Raw genomic sequence first — 23,296 nt, forward strand, 5'->3', positions numbered from 1 at the left:
TCCGGCGACGTGACGCGGGTGGAGATCCGGTTTCCGGACGCCATGGAGACCTCGTTGATCACGCTCTACGGGATCGCAACGGACGCGCGCATCGAACCGACGATCCTCGGCGACGGGATGGCGGCCGAAGCGTTCGAGAAGATCGACTACGACTTCTCGTGGCTGACCCGGTTCTCCTCACCGAAGAGCGTCCGGACCAAGGTCGCGCTGCGCGCGAAGCACTTCGACGCCTGGACCGCGGAGTTCCTCGCCGACCACGAGCGGGCCACCGTGCTCGTCCTCGGCGCCGGGCTGGACACCCGCGTGTGGCGGATCGACCCGGGGCCCGGCGTGCACTGGTACGACGTCGACCTGCCCCCGGTCATCGAGGCGCGCGGCAAGCTCTACCCGCAGCGCGAGAACTACCGGATGATCGCGGCGTCGGTGGCCGATCCGGCGTGGTGGGAAGAGATCCCCACCGACCGGCCGGTGCTGGTCGTCGCCCAGGGTCTGGTCATGTACCTGGAACCCGCCGAAGGGCATGCGCTCTCCCGGCGGATCACCGATCGCTTCCCGACCGGCGCCGTCGTCCTGGACACCCACAACCGGCTCGCCGTCCGCACGAGCAACTGGATGCTGAAGCGCCGCTTCGGGTCGTCCCTGATGCGCTGGGCGATCGAGGACGCGCACGAGCTCGAGCGATCGAACCCCAAGCTGCGGTGCACCGACGCGATCAGCGCCCTCTCCCCCGCCCTGCTCGGCGGCCTACCGCCCGGGGCTGCACCGCGCGGCTCGGAGCTCGCCTCCCGGATGACCCAGCTCGTGCCGCCGGTGCGCGACATGAGCCTGTACGTCCGCTACGAGATCGTGGGGGCGTAGTCCGACAGCCCGTCGAGCAGCATCGCCGCACGAGACCCCTGCGTGTCGTCAGTTGCGTGGCCCGCGGCGAATCGACGCCCGGAGCTCGTCGACCCAGTCGCCCTCGGGGTCGATGCCCTCCACGAGCCACGTCACACCCGCCTGCTGGTACTCGTGGGCGGGGATGCCGTCCGGGTGCAACGCCACCAGGTCCCAGCCGGGCGGCCGCTCGGCCCCGTCGACGTAGTCGGCGACCTGGTCCGGGGTCAGGATCCCGTCCCCGGACAGCGGGACGAAGCCGTCCCAGCGGGCGGCCCGCTCCAGCGGCCTCCGGTGCGGGCTCTCGCCCGCGACCCAGATGGGCGGCCGTGGATCCTGCACCGGCCGGGGGAGCAGCTCGGCGTGTACGCGGTAGTGCTCGCCGTCGTGGTCGACGCGGCCGCGCAGCAAGCCGTCCAGGACGGTCAGGCCTTCGTCGAGCAGGTCCGCGCGGTGGCGCGCGGCAGTCGGCTCGCCGAAGGCCCCGAACTCGGCGTCGGGCGGCGCGCCGAGACCCACACCGAGCACCGCCCGCCCGCCGCTGAGGTGGTCGAGCGTGGTGATCTCCTTGACGACCTTCCACGGTCGGCGCCGGGCCAGCGGGGTCACCATGGTGCCCAGGAGCACTCGCTCGGTCCGGGCGGCCACGGCGCCGAGCAGGACCCACGGATCGTGCACGTGCAGCCGCAGCTCGGGCAGCCAGGTCATGTGATCCCAGAAGAAGACACCGTCCCAGCCCGCCTGCTCGGCGTCGACGGCGAGCGAGACCAGGGTCCCCGGTGGGGCGAACGGAGGCAGGTTGACCGCGTGTCGCATGGTCACCAGCACTACTCGTCGATCCATCCGAGCTCAACTGCGTTCTCGTGCATGACCTCCTCGACCGCGGGCAGCGTCAGGAACGAAACGACGTACAGGACGACGAGGAGCCCGATCGACATGGCCCAGGCGCGAGGACGGGTTCCCGCCGGATCGGTCCCGTCACGGCCGGCGTCGGCACGGCGGAGCCGCGTCCCCGGGAGCCGGCGGTCGGCAGGCCTCAGCGCCCACGATGCGATGCCGCACACGGTGAACATCAGCGGCGCCCCCCACGTCTCGAGGGGGTCACCGGCGGACAGATGCGACGCCACGGCGCCCGACCACAGGAAGAAGATGCCCGCGTACGCCCATTCCTTGAGCAGCGGGAGGCCGGGCGCGATGATCGCGGCGGCCGCAGCGGTCTGCCACCAGCCCGAGATGTAGGCGAAGTAGTGCGGGTATCCCAGGTGGATCATCTGGACTTCGATCCATTCGATCGTCACGAGGTTCCAGACGGATCCCGCGGCCAGCTCGAAGACGATGACGAACGTCGTGGCCCAGAAGGCCATGGGGCGAATCCTGCTCCAGTTCCAGTCGCTTCGTGCGACGGTCGAATCGTGCACCGACATGGCGATGAGATCCTCCTTGCAGGGTTGAGCATCAATCGATGATCTCGGCGCGCACTCTCTGGTCCGGTGTCGCGATGCAAATCCACTGTGGACGGTTTGCCCGCCCATCGGTGCTGTTACCGGCTGATCGTGCGTGGTACCGCGACGCCGGCCAGCTTGTCCGGATTGCGGATGATGTAGAAATTGGTGATCTTCTCGCCGACGATCTCGATGAGGAGGACGCCGTCGAGCCTTCCGGCGCTGTAGGCGACCATCGCGGGCACGCTGTTGCAGATGACCGCTTCGAGACGCAGGTCGGGCAGCAGCCGTGGCCCGGTCCGGAACAGGCCCATGACCATTGCGGTCACCTTCTCGGCGCCGACCACGGGGTGCAGGGCCGCCGTGGCCTTGCCGCCGCTGTCGGCCGTCCAGGTGGCGTTCGGCGCCAGCATCGCCAGCAGCCCGTCCACGTCACCAGTGGCGGCGGCGGTCATGAACCGCTCGGTGATCCGCGCGGTCCGGGAAGGATCGACCGGCTCGAACCGCTTGCGCCGCGCCCGCACGTGTTCCCTCGCGCGATGCGCCACCTGTCGCACCGCCGACACGGACTTGCCCACCGCGCCCGCGATCTCGTCGTAGTCGAAGCCGAACACCTCGCGCAGCACGAACACGGCCCGCTCGTCCGGGCCGAGCGTCTCGAGCAGCACCAGCATGGCCATCGACACCGACTCGGCGAGCACGAGGTCGGAGGCGCCGTCGTGGTCGTCGAGCAGCAGCGGCTCGGGCAGCCACGGGCCGACGTAGTGCTCGCGGCGGCGGGCGCTCGCGCGCAGCGCGTTGAGCGCCTGACGGGTGACGAGCTGCGCCAGATACGACTTGGTGTCCCGCACCGTCGCGAGGTCCACCGCGGCCCAGCGCAGGTAGCTGTCCTGGAGCACGTCGTCGGATTCGGCCGCCGAACCGAGGATCTCGTAGGCGATCGTGAACAGCAGCGGCCGCAGGTGGGTGAACCGCTCCGCGTGTTCCCCGCCCGTCACGGGTGCGTACCCACCTGGGCGGACACCGGACGCTCGATGCGCCGGCCACCCTTGAACCAGACGATGGAACCGGGCTTGCGGGCTTCGCGACGCATTCCCCACACCGCGGCCCTGCAGGCCAGCTCCTTGATCGGCGCTCCCATTCGGCCACCGATGAACGAGTTCACCGGTGTGTCGTCCTTGCGGGCGAACTGGATCGTCGCCGCCCGCCGGCCCAGGCTCACGGCCGATCCCTTGAACGCCTGGTCCAGCACCGCAGGCTCGGTTCCGGCCATGCGGCTCAGCACCGTGTCGGCGGCCTGCAGACCCAGCGGCCCTGCCGCCTGGCAGCTCATCCGCAGCGGCTGTCCCGACGGTGCCACGGCGTCGCCCGCAGCCACGATCCGGTCGTCGTCGACGCTGGTCAAGGTCTCGTCGGTGAGCAACCGGCCCACCGCATCGATGTGCAGACCACTGCGGGCGGCGAGCTCCGGCACCCCGAATCCGGCCGTCCAGACGGTGACCGCGCTGGCCAGCACGACGCCGTCGTCGAGCACGACCGAGTCCGGCCGTACCTCGACCACCACCGCGGTCTCGACCAGCTCGACACCGTTGCGGGCGAGCCAGCCAGCGACCGACCGCCTGCCCGGCTCGGACAGCGCCGGGGCCAACGCCCCGCCGCACACCAGCCTGACGGTACGGCCCTGTTCGGCCAGCTCCGCGGCCGTCTCGATCCCGGTGAGCCCGGCGCCGACGACCGTGACGGGGGCGTACGGATCGAGCTGCTCCAGCGCATCGCGCAGCTGTTGCGCCTGCTCGAGCTCGGTGAGGTGATGAGCGTGCTCCGCCGCTCCCGGCACCGCGGCCGGGGTGGCACCGGTGCTGCCGACCGAGTAGACGGCGTAGTCGTAGTCCAGCGCGGTGCCCGATGCCAGCAGCACCTTGCGCCCGGCGGCGTCGATGCGGGTGGCGCTGTCGACCACCAGCCGGACGCCCTCGCCCAGCAGCGTGCCGTAGTCGAGGGTCGCGGTGCCGGTGCCCGCCACGAACTGGTGCAGCCGGATCCGTTCGACGAACCTCGGGCGCGGATTGACCAGCGTGATGTCGACACCGGCACGCATCCGGAGGCGATTGGCCGCGAGAGTGCCGGCGTACCCACCGCCGATGACGACGACCCTCATGGGGCTCTTGTGACCAGGCATGCCCTCGGGACACCGGCGGCTACTCGGACGTGACACGTTGTGATCTGAGTCACTTCGACCGAGCCGCCGGGCCGCCGGTGCGCGAGGGCGTACGGCGACTACGAGATCGTGGGCACGTAGGCCGACAGCCCGTCGAGCAGCATCCCGCTCCCCTGCTCCGACATGTCCCGCGCCTCGGCGGTGGCACACGTCTGGGACACCACGATCCGGGTCTTGCCCCCGAGGTCGGTGAGGTCCACGGCCATGGCGGTGGACGCGCCGCCGGGCAGGTCCATGATCACTTCGAGGCGCTCGTTCTCGACGACCTCACCGTAGGAGCCGGTCAGCGGGAACTCGGAGCCGTCCGGCGTGGCCATCGTGGCGCTCCACGCGCCGCCGGGGCGCACGTCGAGGGAGATCGACGACCGCACCGCACCGGACCACTGCGCGTAGTGGTCCGGCTGGGTCCAGGCGGCCCACACGTTCTCGACCGGAGCGTCGAGCTCGCGGGTCAGGCTGTACTCGTACGTGGTGGCGGTCTCGCTCATCGTCATCCCCTTCTCCATGACCCCGGGCTGGGGCCGTTGGAGTATGGACCGGGAGGTGGAGCGGAGTTGATCGGCTGCACGGAGTGACGCCGATCACAGGCCACTGCTTGGCTCCGCACAGCTCGACGAGGGCCACGGCCGGGAACTTCACAGACCCGGCGGGGACTTCACACAGGGCCGGCTTTGTGCGAAGTCCGGCGCCGATGTGTGAAGTCGACGTGCTGCGGTGTCAGAACCTCGGGTGGTCGCCCTTCAGCGTGACCTTGCGGTGCTTGCCCCGGCGAATCTCGCCCAGCACCCACGCCGGCACGTGCCGCGCGGTGAGGACCGCGAGGGCACGGTCCACCTCGTCGGCCGGCAGCACGGCCACCATGCCTACGCCCATGTTGAACGTCTTCTCCATCTCCGCGCGCTCGACGCGGCCGCGGCTGGCGATCAGCTTGAAGACCGGCGCCGGCGTCCAGCTGCCGCGCTCCAGCACCGCCTCGACCCCGTCGGGAAGCACGCGCTCCAGGTTGCGCGCGAGCCCGCCGCCGGTGATGTGCGCGAACATCCGCACGCCGGTCTCCGCGGTGAGCGCGAGGCAGTCGCGTGCGTAGATGCGGGTGGGGGAGAGCAGCTCCTCGCCGAGGGTGTGGCCGAACTCCTCGACGTGGCCTTCGAGGGGCATCCGCGCGATGTCCAGCAGGACGTGCCGGGCGAGGGAGTAGCCGTTGGAGTGCAGGCCGGACGAGCCGAGCGCCACGAGCACGTCGCCCGGCCGGATCCGGTCGGGCCGCAGCATCGCGGCCGCCTCGACGATCCCGACGCCGGTGCCCGAGATGTCGTAGCTCCCCGCCTCCATCAGGCCGGGGTGCTCGGCGGTCTCGCCGCCCAGGAGGGCGCAGCCTGCCTGCTGGCAGCCGTCGGAGATGCCCTTGACGATCGCGGCGATCTGCGCCGGAACGACCTTGCCGACCGCGATGTAGTCCTGCATGAACAGCGGCTCGGCGCCGCAGACGACCAGGTCGTCGACGACCATCGCCACCAGGTCGAGCCCGATCGTGTCGTGCTTGTCGAGGGCCTGCGCGATCGCGACCTTGGTGCCGACGCCGTCGGTGGACGAGGCCAGCACCGGTTCGGTGTACTTGCCCAGCTTGAGCGCGAAGAGCCCCGCGAAGCCGCCGATCCCACCCATCACCTCGGGGCGGCTCGCCTTCTCCGCGTACGGGCGCAGCGCCTCCACGGCTTCCTCACCGGCGTCGATGTCCACGCCGGCAGCGGCATAGCTGGTGCCTGCCCCGGCGGGTCGGGCGGTGATCGGCGGCATGGTCGTCGCACTCCTGAGCAGTCGGGTCGGCGGCACGCACGCCGCCGGGGATCGGGTTCGGGCCGGGTTCAGGGCCGGCCGAGCGCGTCGGCCGCCCCGTACCCGACCGAGAGCGGGCCGGGATCGCCCGATGCGGCCCCGGAGGCGTTCTCCGGCACGGCGAGGTCCTCGAGCAGGTGCTTGCCGAGCCGCGCCTCCTCGGGCAGCGGGATCGGGTACTCGCCGGTGAAGCAGGCCGTGCACAGCCTGCTGCGCGGCTGCTCGCTGGCCCCGACCATCCCGTCGACGGAGACGTAGCCGAGCGTGTCGGCGCCGATGGAGCGGCGCACGCCTTCGGTGTCGAGGCCGCTCGCGACGAGCTCGGCCCTGGTGGCGAAGTCGATGCCGTAGAAGCACGGCCACTGCACCGGCGGGGACGCGATCCGGACGTGCACCTCGACGGCCCCGGCCTCGCGGAGCATGCGCACCAGCGCGCGCTGGGTGTTGCCCCGCACGATCGAGTCGTCGACGACGACGAGCCGCTTGCCGCGGATGACGTCGCGCAGCGGGTTGAGCTTGAGCCGGATGCCGAGCTGGCGGATGGTCTGGCTGGGCTGGATGAACGTGCGGCCCACGTACTGGTTCTTGACCAGCCCCTGGCCGTAGGGGATACCGGAGCCCTGGGCGTACCCGATGGCCGCCGGGGTGCCGGATTCCGGCACCGGGATCACCAGGTCGGCGTCGACGGGGTGTTCCTCCGCGAGCCTGCGCCCGATCTCCACCCGGGCCGCGTGCACCGAGCGCCCTGCGATGCTGGTGTCCGGCCGGGCCAGGTAGACGTACTCGAAGACACAGCCCTTCGGCTCCGGGGCCGCGAACCGGGAGCTGCGCAGGCCACCCGCGTCGATGGCGAGCAGCTCACCCGGCTCGACCTCGCGCACCACGGATGCGCCCACGATGTCCAGCGCCGCGGTCTCGCTCGCCACCACCCAGCCGCGTTCGAGCCTGCCGAGCACGAGCGGGCGGACGCCGTGCGGGTCGCGCGCCGCGTAGAGCGTCTGCTCGTCGGCGAACACGAGCGAGAACGCCCCGCGCACGCGTGGCAGGAGGCGCATCGCCGCCTCCTCCACCCCGGTGTCGGCCGCGGTGACGGCCAGGAGCTCGGCGACCAGGTCGGAGTCGGTGCTGGCCGGGATCGCACCGCGATCGGCGCGCTCCTCGGCGCGGGCGGCCGCCACCTCGTCGCGCAGCTCGGCGCTGTTGACGAGGTTGCCGTTGTGGCCCAGCGCGATGCCGCTGCCGGTGGCCGTGGTGCGGAACGTGGGCTGCGCGTTCTCCCACGTGGTGGAGCCCGTGGTGGAGTAGCGGCAGTGGCCGACGGCGAGGTGGCCCTTCAGCGACGAGAGCACCTGCTCGTCGAAGACCTGGCTGACCAGCCCGAGGTCCTTGAACACGACCATCCTGCGCCCGTCGGACACGGCGATGCCGGCCGCCTCCTGGCCGCGGTGCTGGAGGGCGTAGAGGCCGTAGTAGGTGAGGTTGGCGACGTCCTCGCCGGGCGCCCAGACACCGAAGACCCCGCACTCCTCGCGCGGTTCCGGGTCGGGGTCGTGGCCGAGGGGGTCGGGTTCCGGGTTGCGGTCGGTCGGCTGCTCGTTCCGGGCGGAACTCGGGCCCACAACACGCTCCTCGCGCAGACGGCACGGTGCAGCGGCGCACTCTGGGGTGTAACTGGCCGCTCAGCGGCCGATGCTACGCCGGGAAAGCTCCGGGACCCACCCACCGGGACCCGCATCACCGAACCACCTGCCCTGCCCGACGTCGCAGCCCAGCTCCGCGAGGCGCTGGGCCTGCACGGCGGTCTCCACCCACTCGGCGGTGACCTCGAGGCCGAGCGCGTGGGCGAGCTCGATCAGCGCGCGGACGATCGACGTGTCGGTCGGGTCGGCCGACGGTTTGCGCAGCCCGTCGATGAACGACCCGTCGATCTTCAGGCCGTGCACGGGCAGCCTGCGCAGCCAGGCGAGGCTGGAGTAGCCGGTGCCGAAGTCGTCCAGCGCGATCCGGACGCCCGCGTTCCGCAGCTCGCCCAGCGCGCCGAGGACCACCAGCTCGTCGCCCAGCACGGCCTGCTCGGTGATCTCCAGCTGCAACAGGTGCGCGGGCAGGCCGGTTGCGGCGAGCACGCGGGTGACCTCGTGCACCCAGGTCGGTTCGGCGAGCTGCACCGGCGACACGTTCACGCTGACGAACGGCGCCTCGTCGCCGAGCTCGCGCCACCACGCCGCCGCCTGCTCGCAGGCGGCCTGGAGCACCCAGCGCCCCAGCGGGACGATCGCGCCGCTGTGCTCGGCCAGCTCGATGAACTGGCCCGGCCCCACCACGCCCTGGTCGGGGTGCTGCCAGCGCACCAGCGCCTCCGCACCGCGCACGCGGCCGTCGGCCAGGCGCACGAGCGGCTGGTACACGAGGCGGAACTCGCCCCGGTCGATCGCGCCGCGCAGCCCGGAGAGCAGCGCGAACCGCGCGGCCTCCGCGGCGTCGCGCTCCGGGTCGAAGACCACGCGCCTGCCGCCGCCGAGCGCCCGCGCCCATCCGCGGGCGACGTCGGCGGCCCGCAGCAGCTCGGCGGCGCTCCCGCGGGCCGTGGGGGCCTCGGCCACCCCGATGCTCGCGGAGACGACGAGGGTGTGCCCGTCGATGTGGAACGGCGTGGCGAGCGCGGCCTGGAGCCGGTCGGCGATCCTGCTGACGTCCGAGCTGCCCGTCGGGTCGGCGATCAGCACGGCGAACTCGTCGTCGCCGGTGCGGCACACGACGTTGTTGCCGGCCGCGAGGTGCAGCCGCCCGGCCACACCGAGCAGCAACCGGTCGCCGATCTGCTGGCCGAGCTCGTCGTTGATCGCGTGGAAGCCGTCGAGGTCGAGTGCGCAGAGGCCCACGCGGGACGGCCCGCCGCCCGCGAACGCGCGGTGCAGCCACTGGTCGGCCACCGCCTGGTTCGGCAGGCGGGTGAGCTGGTCGGCGAAGGACGCCTCGCGCAGCCGGGACCACAACCGGTGCCGGTCGGACACGTCCTCGACGAGCCCGACCACGTGCGAGGGGGCGCCGTCCTCTCCGAGCACGCGCGACGCCGTGACGTGCACCCACATCACCCGTGAGTCGACGCGGACGAGCCGCATCTCCATGCGCACGACGTCGGGCTCGCCGCCGCCCGCGAGGCGCTTGAGGCGCTCGACGACGTCGACCATGTCGTCGGGGTGCACGAAGTCCGACATCGGGCGCGGCTGGTCGAGCGGCCCCTCGAGACCGAACATGCGGCAGAGCGCCGGGTTGAGGTCGAGGACCTTCCCGTCGAGCGCCACGATGGCGATCCCCACCACGGCCTGCTCGTAGACGGCCCGGATGTGCCTTCCGTCCACGGCCGACGCGCGCGCGGGGCGGGCGCGGTCGATCTCGTCGCGGTCGACCCGGATCCGGTCGCGCAGGGCACCCACCACGCCGGCGACCATCTCGTCGAGGGCGGCCGTGAGGCGACGCTCCCCCTCGGCCCCCTGCAGCCCGAACGCCCCGGGCAGCTCCCGGCGCAGGAGCCGGAGGCTGGGCGCCACGAGCCCCTCGACGTCGCCGGCGTCGGTGCGCTCCGGGTCGCCGCGACCGCCCGCCGTGACCAGCTCCGCGCCGATCGCGCGCGCCGACAGCGGCCAGAACGGCTCGGCGCGCAGCACGCTCGCCAGCTTGCGGAGCAGTGTGGCGAGGTGCGCGGCCGCGCCGGGGTCGTCGTGGAAGGCGCACTCGGCCCAGCGGGCTGCGAGGGTGTCGATCCGGTCGCCCTCCACCGTGGGGAACGGGCGGCACGCGGTCGGGTCACACCGTGGCCCCAGGGGGTCGGGAAGGCTGCGCGGTGCGACCACGCGGCCACCTCCTGTCGCCCGTTCGGTCCGGCTCGACCCTGATCGGATCAATCTTCCGTCCCTCGCCCGAGTTCGCGCCACCGCGACGTGTTCGCATTCACCGGAGCGAGCGGCACCCCAGTGCCCTACTGCACCGGCAACAGCCTGGAGATCTCACCGCTTCGGATGCCCGATGCCTGCAGCGCGCCGCTCCCGAGCGCGGCGTCCCACGTGGTGCGGCCAGTCACCAGCGCGAGCCAGGTGCGCGGGTCGGTCTCGACGACGTTGGGTGGCGTGCCCCTGCCGTGTCGGGGGCCGCTCACGCACTGGATCGCCCCGAACGGAGGGACCCGCACCTCGACGCTGTGACCGGGCGCGGCGGCCGCGACGGCCGCGAGGCTCTCCTTCACCGCGGCGCGCAGCACCGGCCGGTCCGGAGCAGGCCCGCCGTCCAGCCATTCCAGGACGGCGGAGCCGATCCGCGTGTCGCTGGTTCCTCCCCGCACCCGGCGAAGGTAACCGATTCAGTCCAGCCCTGACCCTTCGGCCAGGCAACAGGGCTCGATCGGCGCAGAACGTGCGACCGGTCAGGTGAACAGCGCCGGAAGCGTTCCTTCCCACGCGGTGCGCAGCGTCGCGAGCGGAAGCTCGGGAACGCCCTCGACGACCAGCGCAGATCCCCCCGTGGTGCCGATCTCGCGTGCCTGCACCCCGGCGTCCGCCGCCCGGGACAGCACCTCGGACACGTGCTCGGGTGCGACCGCGACGAGCACGCGCCCGGCCGACTCGGAGAACAGCGCCACGAACGGGTCGAGCGGCGGGAGCTGCACGCCTGCGCCACGGCCGCCCACGAGGCACGCCTCGACGAGCGCCTGCGCGAGCCCACCGTCGGAGAGGTCGTGCGAACCGGTGAGCAGCCCCGCCGCCGCGGCCTTCGCGAGCAGGTCCGCGAGCCGGGCCTCCGCGGCCAGGTCGACGGCGGGCGGGCGCCCGCCCAGGTGCCCGTGCACGACGTGCGCCCACTCGCTGCCGCCCAGCTCGTCGCGGGTGTTGCCGAGCAGCACGATCGCGTCACCGTCGCGCCGGAACCCGGACGGGACGCGCCGGGCGACGTCGTCGAGCACGCCCAGCACCCCCACCACCGGCGTCGGCAGGATCGCCCGCTCGCCGGTCTGGTTGTAGAAGCTCACGTTGCCGCCCGTCACCGGGATGCCCAGCTGCGCGCAGCCGTCGGCGAGCCCCCGCACGGCCTGCTGGAACTGCCACATCACGTGCGGGTCCTCCGGCGAGCCGAAGTTGAGGCAGTTCGTGACGGCGAGCGGAACCGCGCCGCTCGAGGCCACGTTGCGGACGGCCTCGGCCAGCGCGAGCTGGGCCCCCGCGTAGGGGTCGAGCGCCACGAAGCGGGCGTTGCAGTCGGTGGCGACGGCGATCCCGCGCCCGGTCCGCTCGTCGATGCGCAGCACCCCGGCGTCGGCGGGCTGCGCGGCGACGGTGTTGCCGCGCACGTAGCGGTCGTACTGGTCGGTGACCCACGCGCGGCTGCACAGGTTCGGGCTGGCGGTCATCCGCAGGATCTCGGCGTGCAGCTCGCTCGGCGCGGCCGGGCGGGGCAGCCGGTCGGGTGCGTCGGCGACCAGCTCGTCCTGCCGCTCGGAACGGGCGACCGGACGGCGGTAGACCGGTCCCTCGTGCGCGACGGTGCGCGGCGGCACGTCCACGACGGTCTCGCCGTGCCAGTCGATGACGAGCCGATCGCCCGCGGTGACCTCTCCGATCACCGCGGCCAGCACGTCCCACCTGCGGCACACCGCGAGGAACGCGTCGACGTCCTGCGGACGCACCACGGCGCACATGCGCTCCTGCGACTCGCTGGAGAGGATCTCCGCGGGCGTCATCCCCGAGGCGCGCAGCGGCACGGCGTCCAGGTCGATGTGCATGCCGCCGTCACCGGCGCTCGCCAGCTCGGACGTGGCGCACGACAGGCCCGCACCGCCCAGGTCCTGGATGCCCACCACGAGGCCGGCGTGGAACAGCTCGAGGCAGCACTCGATGAGCACCTTCTCGGTGAACGGGTCGCCCACCTGCACGCTCGGGAGCTTCTTGCGGCCCGTCTCCTCGCCGAACGTCTCGCTCGCCAGCACCGAGACACCGCCGATCCCGTCGAGGCCCGTGCGCGCCCCGAACAGGATGATCTTGTTGCCGGTGCCGGAGGCGAACGCCAGGTGCAGGTCCTCGGTGCGCATCGCGCCGACGCACAGCGCGTTGACCAGCGGATTACCCAGGTAGCTCTCGTCGAAGACGACCTCGCCGCCGATGTTGGGCAGGCCGAGCGAGTTGCCGTAGCCCCCGACCCCGGCGACCACGCCCGGCAGCACCCGCCGGGTGTCCGGTGCGTCCGCGGGACCGAATCGCAGCGGGTCGGCCACTGCCACCGGACGAGCCCCCATCGCCATGATGTCGCGGACGATCCCGCCCACACCGGTGGCCGCCCCCTGGTAGGGCTCGACGTAGGACGGGTGGTTGTGCGACTCGACCTTGAACGTCACGGCCCAGCCGTCGCCGATGTCGACGACGCCTGCGTTCTCGCCGATGCCGGCGAGCATCCGCTCCCGCATGGCGTCGGTGGTGGTCTCACCGAAGTAGGCCAGGTGCACCTTGGACGACTTGTAGGAGCAGTGCTCGCTCCACATCACCGAGTACATCGCCAGCTCGGCGTCGGTGGGCCTGCGCCCCAGGATCTCCCGGATCCGGGCGTACTCGTCGTCCTTCAACCCCAGCTCCTGGTAGGGCTGGGGCTGGTCGGGGGTGGTGGCGGCGTTCTTGACGGTGTCGGCGGCCGCGTGAGGCGTCACAGCTGCTCAGCCTACGTGCGGACCGTGGAAGCCCGACGCAACCCCACGTCCGGACGCGTCCACGTGACGTGGGCCATGACCGTGCCCGTGTCACAGGACGGCGGTGGCCGGCGTCTGGTGGGGTGTACCCGTCGAGAGGGAGGGACATGAGCCAGGACGACCGGCCCGACGCCGCCACCGAGGCGTTCCTCGCCCACCGCAATCTGCTGTTCACCGTCGCCTACGAGATGCTCGGCTCGGCCGCCGACGCGGAGGACGTCCTGCAGGAGACCTGGCTGCGCTGGGTGGGCGTCGACCTCTCCGACGTGCGGGACCAGCGCGCGTACCTCGTCAAGATCACCACACGGCAGGCCCTCACCCGGCTGCGCACGCTGGGCCGCCGCAAGGAGTCCTACGTCGGCCCCTGGCTGCCCGAGCCGTTGCTCACCTCGCCCGACGTGGCCGAGGACGTCGAGCTGGCCGACAGCGTCTCGATGGCGATGCTGCTGGTGCTGGAGACGCTCGCCCCGACCGAGCGGGCGGTGTTCGTGCTGCGCGAGGTGTTCGACCTGGGCTACGACGAGATCGCGGAAGCCGTCGACAAGACCCCCGCCGCGGTGCGCCAGATCGCCCACCGCGCACGCGCGCACGTCGCGGCCCGCCGTCCGCGCGAGGTCGTCTCCCAGTCCGCCACCCGCGACGCGCTCGAGGCGTTCCGGCAGGCGGCCGCGACGGGCGACATCCAGGGCCTGCTCGACATCCTCGCGCCGGACGTCGTCCTCATCGGTGACGGTGGCGGGCTCAAGCAGGCCGTGCCGCGGCCCGTCGTGGGCGCCGACAAGGTGTCCCGCCTGCTGGCCGTCGGGTTGGGCAGGGTCGCCGACGTGCTGTCGATGCAGCCGGCACAGGTCAACGGCTACCCGGCGCTGGTCGTCCGGATGGACGGCGAGCTCGACAGCGTCCTGGCGGTCCGCATCGACGACGGTCTCATCACCGGGCTCTACGCGGTGCGCAACCCCGAGAAGCTGTCGCACATGGAGCAGGAGACCGCCCTGCGCCGCTGATCAGTGGATCGCGGTGTCCCCGCGATGCCCCGAGCGCCGGCGATGTGGACGAGAATATTCTGGATATGTAGTGTCCAGAATTGTGAAGATGGGGCGCGGGGTCGAGTGGGCTGTCCACTGCTGTCTCAACCTCGTGTGGATCGGGCCCGAGGAGGCGGTCACGGTCACGCGGCTGGCGGCCTTCTACGACCTGCCGGTGGCGTACCTCAACAAGCAGATCCAGGCGCTCGTGCGCGGGGGGATCGCCTCGTCGGTCCCCGGACGGCGCGGCGGGTTCCGGCTCGCCCGGCCGCCGGAGCGGATCTCCCTCCTGGACATCGTCACCGCGATCGAGGGACCCGAGCCTGCGTTCCGCTGCGCGGAGATCCGGCAGCAGGGCCCCTTCGGGGACGAACGGGAGAGCGTCACCGGCCACTGCCTCGTCGACCAGGCCATGCGCCGGGCGGAGCTCGCGTGGCGCCGGGAGCTCGCGGCCCAGACCCTCGCCGGCCTCACCGAGGCCGTCGAGCGCGATGCCCCCGGCGTGCCCGAGCGCGCCCGGCGCTGGTTCAGCTCACACACGTGACCGGAAGGAACCGAGATGTCGCACACCCTGACGAACCCGCCGACCCTGCACGACCCGGTCGGCTTCGGCTACAGCCACCTCGCCGCTGCGCCGGCGCCGGACCTCGTGTTCGTCGCAGGCCAGTACGCATCGGGGCCCGATGGGGGCGTGCCGTCCGCCGACTTCGCCGAACAGGTCGAGCTGTCCTTCGCCAACCTCGGCACGGCCCTCGCCGCAGCGGGCCTGGGGTTCGAGCACGTCGCACGGCTCGGCACCTACATCGTCGACCACGACGAGGCGAAGCTGGAGGCGCTGCTCCGCGTGATCACCCGCATCTGGGGCGAGCACCCGCCCGCCCAGACCCTGCTCGGCGTCGCCCGCCTCGCGCTCCCGGACATGCTGTTCGAGGTCGACGCGGTCGCGGTCCGGCCGTAGCCCGGATTCCGCCACCTGCCCTCAATTCCTCCGCACGTCCGGGGGGAGCTGGACGACACTCACGAAGAAGTGGTCGATCTGCTTGATCGCCTCGATGAAGCCGTCGAAGTCGACCGGCTTGGTGACGTAGGCGTTAGCGTGCAGCTGGTAGCTGCGCAGAACGTCCTCCTGGGCCTTCGAGGTGGTCAGCACGATCACCGGGATGTGCCGCAGATCCGGGTCGGCCTTGATCTCCTGCAGCACCTCACGCCCGTCGCGGCGGGGCAGGTTCAGGTCGAGCAGGATGAGATCCGGCCGGGGTGCGTCGGCGTAGGGCTGCGCGCGTCGCAGGTAGTCGAGCGCCGCCGCCCCGTCGGTGACCACGTCCAGGCGGTTGTGCAGGTTCTCCTCGAACGCCTCGCGCGTCATCAGGACGTCGCCGGGATCGTCCTCCACGAGCAGGACGTTGATCGTCCTGGGCTGCTGGTCGGTCATTCGGCGGTCTCCTCGCGCAGCGCGGGCAGGGTGAAGCGGATCGTGGTGCCAGGACCATCACCGGTAGCCAGTCCGATGTGCCCCTGGTGGAACTCGACGATCTTCTTGGCCAGCGCGAGCCCGATCCCGGTGCCGCTGTAGGCGTCCCGCCCGTGGAGCCGCTGGAAGATCACGAAGACCTTCTCACCGTACTCGGGTTCGATGCCGATGCCGTTGTCGCTGACCGTGATCGCCCACATCCCGTCGTCGCGCCGGGCGTCCACGCGCACCACCGGCGGCACGCCCTTCCGGTGGAATTTCAGGCCGTTGCCGATCAGGTTGGCCATGAGCGCCTGCAGCAGGCCGGGATCCCCCGGGACCGTCGGCAGTGCGCCCAGCACGATCTCGCCGCCGACCTCGTTCCTGGCCTGCTCCAGCTGCTCGACGGCCGCCGCGGCTACGGCGCCGAGATCGACCCGGCCGAAGCCCTCGGTGGTGCGGCCGACGCGGGAGAACGCCAGCAGGTCGTTGATCAGCTGCTGCATCCGCTGCGCCCCGTCGACGGCGAACGCGATGTACTGGTCCGCGCGCTCGTCGAGCTTGCCCGCGTAGCGCCGCTGCAGGAGCTGGCAGAAGCTCGCCACCTTGCGCAGGGGCTCCTGCAGGTCGTGGCTCGCCACGTAGGCGAACTGCTCCAGGTCCCGGTTCGAGCGCTCCAGCTCGCGCGCCTGGTCGTCCAGCCTCCGGTTCACGGCCTGGGCGTGGTCGAGCTCGCGCAGGATGTGGCTGCGCATCGCGTCGACGTCGGCGCCGAGCTCGCGGATCTCGCGCGGCCCCTCGACGTCCACCTGACGGTCCGTGTCGCCTGCGACGACCTCGCGTACCTGCGCGGCGAGGTCGGACACCGGCCGCAGCACGAGCCGGCGCAGCCCGATCCCCACCACGGCGAGCAGGACGAGCAGCGTCACACCGATCGCGGCACTGGCCCACGCGATGAACGACGCGGCGGACGCCAGTTGCTCCCGCCCGTCGAGCCGCAGCTCGGAGAGCCGCTCCTCGAGGGCGCCGGTGGTCCTGCGCACGCGGTCGAAGAAGACCAGGCCCGCGTCCGGCCCCAGCGCCACGGCTTCCCCGGTGACCACGGGTTCGGCGTACCCCGTGCGCCAGTCCTGCTGGGCCAGCACCGCGGCGTCGAGCTCCGGTCCGATCTCCGGCAGCGCCTCCGTCGCGGCCCTCAGCCGGTTCACCGCGTCCTGGCTGCGACCGGCGCCCGCGTGGTACGGCTCGAGGTACTGCGGCCGTCGCGTGAGGAGGAACCCGCGCACCGCCGTCTCCTGCTCGAGCTGGGCGTTCGCCAGGTCCTTCACCGCGAGCAGAGCCGGCCCGGACCGGTCCAGGAGGGCGGCTCGGGCCTCCGTCAGCCGCCACATCGCGGTGGCGCCCAGCGCCACGGTGCCTGCGGCGACCAGCCCGGCGAGCACCGCACCCACGACGAACACCCGCGCGAGCGGCCAGCGCCCGGTGCCTGCGGTGTTCGGGCGCAGGCGCAGTGGGCGGCGACGCGGGCGCCGGACGGGGTCGACGGGCGCCGTCACGGGGTCACGTCCTCGGACAGGATGAGGATCGCGACGTCGTCGGCCAGCGGACCCCCGTTCAGCTCCTGCGCGCGCTCGACGAGACGCGCGGGCAACCGCTCCAGGTCGGTCTCCCGCTCCCCCTCCAGCATCGCGTGCAGCCCCTCCTCCCACAGGGGTTCACCGGGCTCGGGGCCGCGGCCCTCGATGAGGCCGTCGGTGTAGGCCAGCAGCGCCCACCCGGCGTCCAGCGGCATGGTGAGGCGGTCCCACGTGGCGTCCGGGAGCACGCCGAGCGGAACGCCGACCGGCGGCTCCAGCTTGCGCAGGTGCGGCCGCAACAGCTCGGGCGGCGGGTGCCCGGCCAGGCGCACCACCAGCTCCCGGTGCCCGCCGCGGCCCGCCCGGATCGCGAGCGCGCACACCGTGGTGAACAGCGCCGGGTCGTGCCGTTCGCTCACCAGGACCTGCTGCAGCTTCGGCAGCAGCTGCGCCTCGTCGAGGCCGGCCAGGACGAGGGCGCGCCACGACACCCGCAGCAGCGCGCCGAGCGCGGCCTCGTCGGGCCCGTGGCCGCAGACGTCGCCGACGATCGCGTGCACGGTGCCGGTCGGGCCGAGGACGGCGTCGAAGAAGTCCCCACCGATCAGCGAGCGCGTGCGGCCCGCCCGGTAGAACGACCGGGCGCGCACCGAGCTCCCCGCCAGCAGCGGGGACGGCAGCAGCCCACGCTCCAGCCGCGCCGACTCGGCGGCGGCCAGCTGCTCCTCCCGCAGCCGCAACAGGCTGGACTCGGCCCTGCGCCGCTCCACCGCGTAGCGCACCGCACGGATCAGGACCTGACCATCCACCTTGCCCTTGACCAGGTAGTCCTGCGCACCCGCCGCGACCGCCGCCACCCCGAGATGCTCGTCGTCCACGCCGGTGAGCACGCACACCGCGGCGCCCCCGTGGGCACGCAGGACGCGGCGCAACCCGTCGAGACCGTGCGCGCCGGGAAGGTTCAGGTCCAGCAGCACGCAGTCGACGCGGTGCAGCAGGTCGTTCGCCACGGCGTCGGTGACCGAGTGCACCACGACGACCTGCAGCGCCGGATCGGCCTCCGCGAGCAGCTCCCGCACCAGGAACACGTCACCCGGATCGTCCTCGACCAGCAGCACGCGTCGCGGGGAGGCGGGGACGGATCCGGTCATCTGCGCAGCGGAGGGCGGTGCGAGGCCGGTCAGGCGGCCGACACCGCGGCCTGCAGCACCGACGTGAACAGGCCGAGCCCGTCGGCCGACGGGCCCGTCAGTGGGTCGATGGCGTGCTCGGGGTGCGGCATCAGCCCCACCACCCGCCCGTCGGCGGAGGCGATGCCGGCGATGTCCGCGAGCGCACCGTTCGGGTTCCCACCGGCGTAGGTGAACACCACCCTGTTCTCGGCCTCCAGCTGCGCGACCGTGGCGGCGTCCGCGACGAACCGGCCCTCCCCCGACTTGAGCGGCACGAGCAGTTCCTGCCCGACCCTGAGCCCACCCGTCCACGCGGTGGCGGTGGACTCGACGCGCAGCAGCTGGTCCCGGCAGACGAAGTGCAGCCCGGCGTTGCGCACGAGCGCGCCCGGCAGCAACCCCGCCTCGCAGAGGATCTGGAAGCCGTTGCAGATGCCGAGCACGGGGGTGCCCCGTCCGGCGGCCGCCACGACCTCGGTCATGATCGGCGCGATGCTCGCGATCGCGCCCGCCCGCAGGTAGTCGCCGTAGGAGAAACCGCCGGGCACGACGATCGCGTCCACGCCCTTGAGGTCGTGGTCGGCATGCCACAGGGCCACGGGCTCGGCGCCCGCGTACCGCACGGCGCGGGCGGCGTCGACGTCGTCGAGCGTGCCCGGGAAGGTGATGACGCCGATCCTCACGCCCGGGTCACCACCCAGTCCTCGATCACGGGGTTGGCCAGGAGGGTGGCCGCGACCTGCTCAAGGGTCTCGTCGTCCACCGAGTCGTCGACCTCGAGCACGAAGTGCTTGCCCTGCCGCACATCCGCGACGCCTGCGACGCCGAGCCGCGTGAGTGCCCCCGCCACGGCCTGCCCCTGCGGGTCGAGGATCTCCGGCTTCGGCATCACATCCACCACGACCTTCGCCACACCCCAAGCCTACGGGCGAGCCCCCGCGCCCTCGCCGCGACCGGCCGTGAAGCCCCTCCCACTCGGCGGACGTACTCCTCCACGAGGTGGAACGTGGCAGGCCAGCGCCGAACGGCAGTGGCAGAGTGAGCGGCCGTGCGCATCACCCACTTCGGCCACTCGTGCCTCCTGCTGGACACGGGCACCGCCCGGCTGCTCCTCGACCCGGGTGCCTTCTCCGCCGGGTTCGAGTCGGTGCGCGGGCTGGACGCGGTTCTCGTCACGCACCAGCACTTCGACCACCTCGACGCCGACCGCATCCGTCCGCTGCTGGACGCCAACCCCGACGCCCGACTGATCGTCGACTCCGGCACCGCGGAACAGCTCGGGGACCTCCCCCACGAGGTCACCGCGCCGGGAGCCGTGCTGGAGATCGGCGGGGCGCGCGTCGACGTGCTGGGCGGACAGCACGCCGTGATCCACCCCGACATCCCGGTGGTGCCGAACAACGCCTACTTGGTGGACGGCACGCACCTGCATCCCGGCGACTCGTTCACCCCGCCGCCGGCGCCCGTCGACGTGCTGTTCCTGCCCAGCGGCGCCCCGTGGCTCAAGGTCTCCGAGGCCGTCGACTACCTGCGCGCCGTCGCGCCGCGCACGGCCGTCCCGATCCACGAGGCCGTGCTCGCCCGCCCCGCGATGCACTACGGCATGTTCGAGCGGCTCGGCCCGGAGAAGACGACGATCACGGTCCTGGACCGGGAGTCCGCCACCGATCTCTGATCGGGGAGGCGGGTCAGGCGGCGCGGGCGGCGACGGTGACGCGGTAGGTCGTCGGGGCCGCACCGAGCCCGAGCGCGGCGTCCACCGCGGCCAGCACGGCGGCCCGACGAGCCGGGCGCTTGAGGTCCTTGGCCCGCACGTTGATCCGCACGAGACCGCCGCGGCGCACCGTGCGCGTCACCTCGGCGACCAGCACCCGGCAGCGCCACGCCTCGGCGGCTCGCCGATCGTCGGCAAGCGGGTGACGCTCGCCGGACACCCGGAAGCCGAGCACGCGCGAGCGCAGGAGCGGCGTACCGGGCTCGCGGAGGAAGTGCACGCCGTTCTCGTCGGCCAGCACGCCGAAGCCCTGCTCACGCAGCGCGTCCACGGTGCCGGGCGAGGCGAGCCAGCGGGGCGGCACGAACAGGTCCGTCCGCAGCCCCAACGCCGTGAGCGCCCGGCGGGCGGCCACCAGCCGAAGGCCGGCCTCGTGGCGCGGGAGCGCGGCGAACTCGGCGCGCCTGCCCACCCGCGGCATCACGATCGGGGCGGTGGCGTGGTCGTAGCCGTGGAGCACGAGCGCGTCGCCCGCGGCACGACGCTCGTGCATCCACCGCCCGAGCGGGGACGCCGCCGGAACGCCTGCCGGGCGGAGGAGCTGCGAGACCGGGACCCCGCGTACCCGGAGCTCAGCGGTGAACGCGACGGCTCGGTCGAGCGCCTCGGGGGCGTCGTGGGTCAGGCCCGAGAGGGAGACGACCAGGTGGGATTCGGCCACACCGCTATGGACGCACGCCGGTGTGAACAGCGGTTGGCCAGGCCGTGAGGGGCGGATGGTGCTGGTGTCAATTCACCCCGTCACCAGTCGCGACCGGTGATCCGCTCGTACGCCTCGACGTACCGGGCGCGGGTGGCCGCCACGACGGCGGCGGGAATCTCCGGGCCGGGCGGGGTGCGGTCCCAGTCGAGGCCCTGCGACCACTCACGCAGGAACTGCTTGTCGAACGCGAACTGCGGACGGCCCGGCTCCCAGGCGTCGGCGGGCCAGAACCGCGACGAGTCGGGGGTGAGCACCTCGTCGGCGAGCACGATCCCGCCGTCGACGTCGACGCCGAACTCGAGCTTGGTGTCGGCGACGATGATCCCGCTGGTCGCTGCGGTCTCGGCGCCACGCGTGTAGACGGCGAGCGTCAGCTCGCGCAACCGGGCGGCGGTGTCCGCGCCGACAGCCGCGACGACGTCGTCGAACGTCATGAACTCGTCGTGCTCCCCGACCGGCGCCTTCGTCGTCGGGGTGAAGATCGGTTCGGGCAGCTTCGAGCCCTCGACGAGGCCGTCCGGGAGCGGCACGCCGGACACCGTGCCCTGCTTGCGGTACTCCTCGAGCCCCAGCCCGGCGAGGTAGCCGCGGGCGATGCACTCCACCGGCAGCATCTCCAGGCGCCGGCAGCGGACGGCGCGCCCGGCGAACTCGGCCGGCACGTCGGTTCCGGAGATCACGTGGTGCGCCACGATGTCGGCCAGCCGGTCGAACCACCACAGCGACAGCCGGGTGAGCACGCTGCCCTTGTCCGGGATGGGCGTCGGGAGCACCACGTCGTAGATCGACACGCGATCGGAGGCGACCATGATCAGGTCGTCGCCGTCCGTGTACAGGTCGCGGACCTTGCCCGAGTGCAGCAGCTTCACAGGATCGCTCCGGGGGTGTAGGCGGCGGCGTCCGGGTGGGCGTCGACGACCTCCCGCACGCGCTCGATGACGGCGTTCACCTGCGCGGTGGCGGCACCGGTGAACCGCAGCGGGTCGGCGAGCAGGCCGTCGAGGGCGCCCGCGGGCAGCCCGAGCCGCTCGTCACCGGCGAGCCGGGCGACGAGATCGTTCTCGGCCTGGCCCTTCTCGCGCATCGCGAGCGCGACGCCCACGGCGTGCTCCTTGATCACCTCGTGCGCGGTCTCCCGCCCGACCTCGGCCCGGACCGCTGCCATCAGCACGGCCGTGGTGGCGAGGAACGGCAGGTACCGGTCCAGCTCACGCGCGATGACCGCCGGATAGGCACCGAACTCGTCGAGCACGGTCAGCGTCGTCTCGTAGAGGCCGTCGAGGGCGAAGAAGGCATCGGGCAGCGCCACGCGGCGCACGACGGAGTCGGAGACGTCGCCCTCGTTCCACTGAGCGCCCGCGAGCTCGGACGCCATCCCGGCGTAGCCGCGCAGCAGCACCAGCATCCCGTTGATCCGCTCCGCGGAGCGGGAGTTCATCTTGTGCGGCATCGCCGAGGACCCGACCTGGCCCGGCCGGAACCCCTCCGTGGCCAGCTCGGCGCCCGCCATCAGCCGGATCGTGGTGGCCAGCGACGACGGCGCTGCCGCCAGCTGGACGAGCGCGCTCACGACGTCGAAGTCGAGCGAGCGCGGGTAGACCTGCCCGACGCTGGTGAACCTGGCGGCGAACCCGAGGTGCGCCGCGACCCTGTCCTCCAGCTCGGCGAGCGTGTCGGGGCCGCCGAGCAGGTCGAGCATGTCCTGCGCCGTGCCGACCGGGCCCTTGATCCCGCGCAGCGGGTAGCGGGCCCGCAGGTCCTCCAACCGTGCGTAGGCCACGAGCAGCTCGTCGGCGGCGGTGGCGAACCGCTTCCCGAGCGTCGTCGCCTGCGCGGCGACGTTGTGCGAGCGCCCGGCCATCACCAGCTCGGCGTGCTCGCCCGCGCGCCGGGCCAGCCGGGCGAGGATCGCGATGGTGCGGTCGCGGACGTGTTCGAGGGAGAGCCGCACCTGCAGCTGCTCGACGTTCTCGGTGAGGTCCCTGCTCGTGAGGCCCTTGTGGACGTGCTCGTGGCCGGCGAGCGCGTTGAACTCCTCGATCCGCGCCTTGACGTCGTGGCGCGTGACCCGCTCCCGGGCCGCGATCGACTCCGGGTCGACCTGCTCGACGACCCGCTCGTAGTCCTCCACCACGCCGTCCGGCACGTCGACGCCGAGGTCGCGCTGGGCCCGAAGAACGGCGATCCAGAGCCGCCGCTCCAGCACGATCTTGTTCGACGGCTGCCAGATGCGAACGAGCTCCGGGCTCGCGTAGCGGGCGGCCAGCACGTTGGGAATCACGTTCCGGCAGCTTACGGCCCGTGCCGCGGCGCCCGACTCGCCGTGCCCGATTGCCCGACTCGCCGTGCCAGGACGTCGGACTCGCACACCCCCTGGCGAGTCCGACATCCGGACACGGTGAGTCGGGCATCTCGTCACGGCGAGTCCGACGTCTCGGCGCGGCGAGTCCGACGTTTCGGCGCGGCGAGTCGGGCGTCCGAGCAGAGCGGTCCTCG

The 23,296-nt window shown here is 72.6% G+C and carries 23 protein-coding genes; 5 read left to right on the plus strand and 18 right to left on the minus strand.

What is annotated here, in order from left to right:
• Positions 1–18 precede the first annotated feature (18 nt).
• Positions 19–858 (plus strand): class I SAM-dependent methyltransferase, encoded by an 840-nt coding sequence (locus tag FHX44_RS14070; protein ID WP_147256222.1) that lies wholly within the window; start codon positions 19–21, stop codon positions 856–858.
• Positions 859–906: 48 nt separating this feature from the next.
• On the opposite strand, the gene FHX44_RS14075 is transcribed toward FHX44_RS14070, so the two are convergent.
• From FHX44_RS14075 to purL, 10 genes are all read right to left on the minus strand, one after another.
• A complete protein-coding gene (locus FHX44_RS14075; RefSeq protein ID WP_246170947.1) occupies positions 907–1,692 on the minus strand; it encodes an LLM class flavin-dependent oxidoreductase in 786 nt (261 codons plus the stop codon).
• An 11-nt stretch (positions 1,693–1,703) separates the two neighbouring features.
• Positions 1,704–2,240 (minus strand): DoxX family protein, encoded by a 537-nt coding sequence (locus tag FHX44_RS14080; RefSeq protein WP_212612467.1) that lies wholly within the window; start codon positions 2,238–2,240, stop codon positions 1,704–1,706.
• A gap of 176 nt (positions 2,241–2,416) precedes the next feature.
• Positions 2,417–3,316 carry an RNA polymerase sigma-70 factor gene (locus FHX44_RS14085; RefSeq protein ID WP_147256224.1) on the minus strand — a complete coding sequence of 300 codons (900 nt, stop codon included), beginning with the start codon at positions 3,314–3,316 and terminating at the stop codon, positions 2,417–2,419.
• Positions 3,313–4,476, minus strand: a complete 1,164-nt coding sequence (locus FHX44_RS14090; protein ID WP_212612468.1) for an NAD(P)/FAD-dependent oxidoreductase — start codon at positions 4,474–4,476, stop codon at positions 3,313–3,315. The genes FHX44_RS14085 and FHX44_RS14090 overlap by 4 nt, the downstream gene beginning before the upstream one ends.
• A gap of 119 nt (positions 4,477–4,595) precedes the next feature.
• Complete coding sequence (locus FHX44_RS14095; protein ID WP_147256226.1) at positions 4,596–5,030, minus strand: SRPBCC family protein; 435 nt, start codon at positions 5,028–5,030, stop codon at positions 4,596–4,598.
• A 223-nt stretch (positions 5,031–5,253) separates the two neighbouring features.
• The gene (gene purM / locus FHX44_RS14100) at positions 5,254–6,333 is read right to left on the minus strand and encodes a phosphoribosylformylglycinamidine cyclo-ligase (RefSeq protein ID WP_147256227.1); all 1,080 of its coding nucleotides are present in this window, start codon (positions 6,331–6,333) and stop codon (positions 5,254–5,256) included.
• A gap of 68 nt (positions 6,334–6,401) precedes the next feature.
• A complete protein-coding gene (purF, locus tag FHX44_RS14105) occupies positions 6,402–7,991 on the minus strand; it encodes an amidophosphoribosyltransferase (protein WP_147256228.1) in 1,590 nt (529 codons plus the stop codon).
• Positions 7,992–8,051: 60 nt separating this feature from the next.
• A complete protein-coding gene (locus FHX44_RS14110) occupies positions 8,052–10,226 on the minus strand; it encodes a putative bifunctional diguanylate cyclase/phosphodiesterase (protein WP_147256229.1) in 2,175 nt (724 codons plus the stop codon).
• A 125-nt stretch (positions 10,227–10,351) separates the two neighbouring features.
• A complete protein-coding gene (locus FHX44_RS14115) occupies positions 10,352–10,711 on the minus strand; it encodes a sterol carrier family protein (RefSeq protein WP_246170368.1) in 360 nt (119 codons plus the stop codon).
• An 81-nt stretch (positions 10,712–10,792) separates the two neighbouring features.
• Positions 10,793–13,060, minus strand: a complete 2,268-nt coding sequence (purL, locus tag FHX44_RS14120; protein ID WP_147256230.1) for a phosphoribosylformylglycinamidine synthase subunit PurL — start codon at positions 13,058–13,060, stop codon at positions 10,793–10,795.
• A 146-nt stretch (positions 13,061–13,206) separates the two neighbouring features.
• On the opposite strand from purL, the gene FHX44_RS14125 reads away from it, so the two are divergent.
• The 3 genes from FHX44_RS14125 (at position 13,207) to FHX44_RS14135 (ending at position 15,082) form a co-directional block, all read left to right on the plus strand.
• Positions 13,207–14,103 (plus strand): RNA polymerase sigma-70 factor, encoded by an 897-nt coding sequence (locus tag FHX44_RS14125; RefSeq protein WP_147256231.1) that lies wholly within the window; start codon positions 13,207–13,209, stop codon positions 14,101–14,103.
• Between the two features lie 88 nt (positions 14,104–14,191).
• Complete coding sequence (locus FHX44_RS14130; protein WP_147256232.1) at positions 14,192–14,668, plus strand: RrF2 family transcriptional regulator; 477 nt, start codon at positions 14,192–14,194, stop codon at positions 14,666–14,668.
• A gap of 15 nt (positions 14,669–14,683) precedes the next feature.
• The gene (locus FHX44_RS14135; RefSeq protein WP_147256233.1) at positions 14,684–15,082 is read left to right on the plus strand and encodes a RidA family protein; all 399 of its coding nucleotides are present in this window, start codon (positions 14,684–14,686) and stop codon (positions 15,080–15,082) included.
• A gap of 21 nt (positions 15,083–15,103) precedes the next feature.
• Here FHX44_RS14135 and FHX44_RS14140 read toward each other — a convergent pair whose 3' ends face one another.
• Genes FHX44_RS14140 through purS form a run of 5 tightly spaced genes read right to left on the minus strand, consistent with a single transcriptional unit; the run spans position 15,104 to position 19,236 of the window.
• Entirely contained in the window at positions 15,104–15,556 is a 453-nt protein-coding gene (locus tag FHX44_RS14140) for a response regulator (protein ID WP_147256234.1), read from the minus strand.
• On the minus strand, positions 15,553–17,130 hold the full coding sequence (locus tag FHX44_RS14145) for a sensor histidine kinase (protein WP_246170369.1): 1,578 nt from the start codon (positions 17,128–17,130) through the stop codon (positions 15,553–15,555). Before FHX44_RS14145 ends, FHX44_RS14140 begins: the two co-directional genes overlap by 4 nt.
• On the minus strand, positions 17,127–18,302 hold the full coding sequence (locus FHX44_RS14150; protein ID WP_147256235.1) for a PP2C family protein-serine/threonine phosphatase: 1,176 nt from the start codon (positions 18,300–18,302) through the stop codon (positions 17,127–17,129). The genes FHX44_RS14145 and FHX44_RS14150 overlap by 4 nt, the downstream gene beginning before the upstream one ends.
• A gap of 29 nt (positions 18,303–18,331) precedes the next feature.
• A complete protein-coding gene (gene purQ, locus FHX44_RS14155; protein WP_147256236.1) occupies positions 18,332–19,006 on the minus strand; it encodes a phosphoribosylformylglycinamidine synthase subunit PurQ in 675 nt (224 codons plus the stop codon).
• Entirely contained in the window at positions 19,003–19,236 is a 234-nt protein-coding gene (purS, locus tag FHX44_RS14160; protein ID WP_147256237.1) for a phosphoribosylformylglycinamidine synthase subunit PurS, read from the minus strand. Before purS ends, purQ begins: the two co-directional genes overlap by 4 nt.
• 135 nt (positions 19,237–19,371) lie before the next feature.
• On the opposite strand from purS, the gene FHX44_RS14165 reads away from it, so the two are divergent.
• Positions 19,372–19,998 (plus strand): MBL fold metallo-hydrolase, encoded by a 627-nt coding sequence (locus tag FHX44_RS14165; protein WP_147256238.1) that lies wholly within the window; start codon positions 19,372–19,374, stop codon positions 19,996–19,998.
• Positions 19,999–20,011: 13 nt separating this feature from the next.
• Here the strand turns inward: FHX44_RS14165 and FHX44_RS14170 are convergent, their stop codons facing one another.
• The 3 genes from FHX44_RS14170 to purB form a co-directional block, all read right to left on the minus strand.
• Positions 20,012–20,758 carry a DUF2334 domain-containing protein gene (locus FHX44_RS14170; protein WP_212612469.1) on the minus strand — a complete coding sequence of 249 codons (747 nt, stop codon included), beginning with the start codon at positions 20,756–20,758 and terminating at the stop codon, positions 20,012–20,014.
• An 80-nt stretch (positions 20,759–20,838) separates the two neighbouring features.
• Positions 20,839–21,669 carry a phosphoribosylaminoimidazolesuccinocarboxamide synthase gene (locus FHX44_RS14175; RefSeq protein WP_147256239.1) on the minus strand — a complete coding sequence of 277 codons (831 nt, stop codon included), beginning with the start codon at positions 21,667–21,669 and terminating at the stop codon, positions 20,839–20,841.
• On the minus strand, positions 21,666–23,081 hold the full coding sequence (gene purB / locus FHX44_RS14180; protein WP_246170370.1) for an adenylosuccinate lyase: 1,416 nt from the start codon (positions 23,079–23,081) through the stop codon (positions 21,666–21,668). The genes FHX44_RS14175 and purB overlap by 4 nt, the downstream gene beginning before the upstream one ends.
• Positions 23,082–23,296: the final 215 nt, after the last annotated feature.

Source organism: Pseudonocardia hierapolitana (assembly GCF_007994075.1).
GTDB classification, from domain to species: Bacteria; Actinomycetota; Actinomycetes; order Mycobacteriales; family Pseudonocardiaceae; genus Pseudonocardia; species Pseudonocardia hierapolitana.